This window comes from Shewanella sp. SG41-4 (assembly GCF_014164505.1).
Lineage (GTDB): Bacteria > Pseudomonadota > Gammaproteobacteria > Enterobacterales > Shewanellaceae > Shewanella.
In genome coordinates, this window is sequence record NZ_JACJFI010000329.1 from 1 (window position 1) to 3,750 (window position 3,750).

Below are 3,750 nucleotides of genomic sequence, written 5' to 3' on the forward strand. Positions count from 1 at the left end.
TATGATGTTTATTGTCATCATGTTCGTGGTTGTGATGTTTATGGTCATCATGTTCGTGATCATCATGTTTATGGCTATGATGCTTGTGGTCACCGTGGTCATGACCGTGATGTTCATGACCCAATATAAACATACTGGCGATGTTGACGACCAAGCCTACGATAGCCACCAGAATAGATTGGTTAAATTGGATCTCAATAGGTGACCACAAACGATGTAGAGATTCTACTATCATCATGATAGCGACAATGGCTAATGCGATTGCACTTGTATATCCACCGAGAACGCCGACTTTCCCCACGCCAAAAGAGAATTTGTCACTATTAGCGTGCTTTTTTGCATAGCTATAGGTGAATAACGTAATACAAAAAGCAGCGGCATGAGTCCCCATATGCCAACCATCAGCGAGTAAGGCCATAGAGCCATATATCGTACCCGCTATCACTTCGATGGCCATGGTGATGACTGTAATAATAAGTACATACCAGGTGCGTTTGACATTTTGCTCGTTAACGGAGGTGAAATTGTGTTGGTGGATATATTTTTCGGCAATTTTATTCATAAGAAAGTAGTTTGATTATCAAGTAATTCTCGATGTTATATTGTTTGATAGTCAAAGTAAATGAATGGTTACTTTATATTAAATATCCCAAATCGTTAGCTTGATAGTCTGATGGTGATATATGTTTTTGATTAAAAAGGGGGACTGTGTTTTTGATAGCATGGGGAGCAAGTAATGATAACTAAAGGTGTCTAAAAAATTAGCATGAGCTTAAGTCAATAAACTAACTGAAAAACCAGCCTTACTACAATAATCGTCATTAAAGATTAAATCGGCAAAATAAAATGTAAACAATGCTCATTACCCTCTAGCATTAAATGACAATGTTGTCATATAGGTTGCGAGTGTGATGTGTCAGGTGAGATACTTTTAAGTGTTTCCGAAGGATAAAACTCAATGAAAGTATTGCTTGTCGAAGATGAACAAAAAATTGCAGATTTTATCTGTGAAGGTTTGCGCACCAAACATTTCAACGTCACTCATTGTGCCGATGGTAATCAAGGTTATCAGGCGGCAAGTAACAATAACCATGATGTTATTATTCTCGACATTATGCTTCCGGGCAGAGATGGTTTGGATATTCTTCGTTCTCTGCGTCAACAAGGTGTCGATACGCCCATTATTCTGCTTACGGCACGTAATGAATTAGGTGACCGCGTTAAAGGGTTAGACATGGGCGCTGATGATTATTTAGCAAAACCGTTTTATGTTGAAGAGTTGCATGCTCGGATTCAAGCCTTGCTTCGACGCCATAGCGGCACACAACAGCATGTCGTTGAGGTCGGCTCATTGCAACTTGATTGCATTAATCGAAGCATTAATTGTCAGGGGCAATCAGTCGAACTCACTAGCCGAGAGTTTAGCCTGCTTGAGCACTTAATGCGTTCACCTAACCAAGTATTAACCCGAGGACAGCTGTTGGAGCATGTTTGGGGATATGACTTTGATCCTTGTACCAATGTTGTTGACGTGTGCATTAAACGTATCCGCAGTAAAATGGCTTCATTAGAGAAGGCGGGTAAAATGGTTGGCGCTATAGAGTCTGTCCGTGGCACAGGCTATCGCCTGAGCATTCGATAAGGTTTTAATATGTATTTTCGTACTCGTATTTTTGCCATATCAATTTTAACTGTGACAGCTGTACTTGCGCTGGTTATCAGCTTAAGTTGGTCGCGTATCATGGCGGTGGAACTTGATCACCTTGATTCTCGTCTTTGTATGGAAGCAAAACGCTTAATACGTAAACGTATACCGCTTGATACAAATAACCCCGCTGCCAATATAAATAATTTACGCGACACTTCGCTTTCTGGTGGTAGGTTAATGACTGATTTAACAGACAAGTTGCGAGTTAGTTCACCTAACCAATTAATGCTATCTGTCGGTTCTGTGGAGCAAGGTTTTTTGACTTCGCCAACGGGTGTAGATGTACAAGATGTCATAAGCCGCTTAAATTGGCTTAGCGCTGAGCCAGGAAGACTAACCGATAACCATAAAGCCAACGTTGTTTGTCAATTTGCCTTTTTTGAACATCAGCAAAACCAATGGCGAGCCAGTTTATTTCAAGCTTCAAACCAATCAAGCTTTATCGCTGTGGATGTTGCTGCTACCACTAGCCAGTTAACGAGCACCTTGCAGGCCGCGCTGATTGTGGTTATTCCTTTTTCTCTACTGCTCAGTATTTTAGGGGCATGGTTTATCACAACTAATACGATTAGACCAATAAACCGATTACATAAAGCAATGGATAAGGTGACCCAAAAAGATCTTAGCCATCGCTTATCTGAGCATAAAGAAGACAAAGAGTTCAAAATGTTGATTGATGCATACAATACGATGCTCGATCGCCTAGAGGACAGTTTTCGACAAGTTTCTCGTTTTACTGCTGATGCAGCTCATGAGCTAAAAACACCACTCACAGTGCTAAGAGGCAAGCTTGAACAAGCTGTATTGTCTGAAAATTCATCGCAATTGGATCTCAATGCCATTCTTGATGAAGTGGGGCATTTGTCAGCTATTACCCGTAAATTGTTGCTGCTATCACAGGCGGACTCTGGATCAATGGCATTGCATTTTGAGCCGATAAATATCACGATATTGGTCGATGAGTTGATCGCCGATATGACCTTGCTGTCGGATGAACTGGAGCTTGATTGTGTTATTGAGAAAGGTTTAATCACTAAAGGCGATATTGTGTTGCTGAGGCAGCTGTTAAATAATCTGCTCGTAAACGTAATGCGTTATAGCCTTCATTACAAAGGTGTCACTATCCACGCCCGTCAAAACGAGTCTGTTATAGAAGTGGTGATTAGCAATTTTTGTCTGCCGATATCTCACGATGTCAGGGCCAAACTGTTTGATCGTTTTTACCGCGGAGAACCTACTCATACCCAAGGGATATCTGGCAGTGGTCTAGGGTTAAGTTTAGCCAGAGAAATCGCTCGCGCACACGGTGGAGATCTTACGCTTGAGCCCAGTGATAGTGACGTTGTGACTGTGCGGCTGTTGTTACCCATCGTTAAATGACAACATTGTCATCCATCAGCGAAGCCTAATCGATACACTTAAGTTAACTCATTAATCGTTAACTTAAGTGTATTGGAGGTTAGGCCATGAATACCCACATTATTGGCTCCATTTTATCTTTGACGTTGCTTAGTGCAACCGCCGTTAATGCCAAACCGTCACTTGAACTCACCAGCCCTGCATTTTCCGATAAGGGGGCATTGCCAGTTGAATTTACCTGTGAGGGAGAGGGCATTTCACCACCATTAAGTTGGAGCGGAGTACCAGACGGAACCCAGTCATTGGTGGTGATAATGGATCACCTGCCTAATCAACACCCGACCAACAATGAACAAAATACATCAAAGCCTGACTCGGCTGACAATAAAAAAGGCACTCCACCTCAAGGTGACACTCAGGCACCTAAACCAAACCAGCCTGAGGAACTCAAGTGGTATTGGATTGTTTACAATATTCCGGCGCAAGCTTCTGGTATTGGTTCTGGCAGTAAAGAATATCAATCTGTTGGTTCATTTGGCAGTAATACTGTGAATGATCGTAACGAGTATGCACCGCCATGCTCTAAAGGACCAGGTCAAAAAGTGTATACTTTTCATCTGTATGCGCTATCCAAATTTTTAGATATCGATTCGTCTGCCTCTGTGTCAGCCCCAGTTTCTGCC

4 protein-coding genes are annotated in these 3,750 nt (G+C 42.0%); 3 read left to right on the plus strand and 1 reads right to left on the minus strand.

Annotated elements, in window-relative coordinates:
• Positions 1-562, minus strand: a 562-nt coding sequence (locus H5202_RS19070; RefSeq protein ID WP_220493934.1) for a cation diffusion facilitator family transporter, incomplete at its 3' end; no start/stop codon positions are given.
• Positions 563-958: 396 nt separating this feature from the next.
• Between H5202_RS19070 and H5202_RS19075 the strand changes: the two genes are divergently transcribed.
• From H5202_RS19075 to H5202_RS19085, 3 genes are all read left to right on the plus strand, one after another.
• Positions 959-1,642 (plus strand): response regulator transcription factor, encoded by a 684-nt coding sequence (locus tag H5202_RS19075; RefSeq protein ID WP_182773455.1) that lies wholly within the window; start codon positions 959-961, stop codon positions 1,640-1,642.
• A gap of 9 nt (positions 1,643-1,651) precedes the next feature.
• Positions 1,652-3,088, plus strand: coding sequence for an ATP-binding protein (locus H5202_RS19080; RefSeq protein WP_182773456.1), 1,437 nt, complete (start codon positions 1,652-1,654; stop codon positions 3,086-3,088).
• 86 nt (positions 3,089-3,174) lie between these two features.
• Positions 3,175-3,750 (plus strand): YbhB/YbcL family Raf kinase inhibitor-like protein (locus tag H5202_RS19085; RefSeq protein ID WP_182773457.1); only part of this gene is annotated, 576 nt, incomplete at its 3' end.

Excerpts from the sequence above, each read along its gene's own strand:
- H5202_RS19075 (WP_182773455.1), top strand. The coding sequence starts at position 959 with ATGAAAGTATTGCTTGTCGAAGATGAACAAAAAATTGCAGATTTTATC.
- H5202_RS19080 (WP_182773456.1), top strand. The coding sequence starts at position 1,652 with ATGTATTTTCGTACTCGTATTTTTGCCATATCAATTTTAACTGTGACA.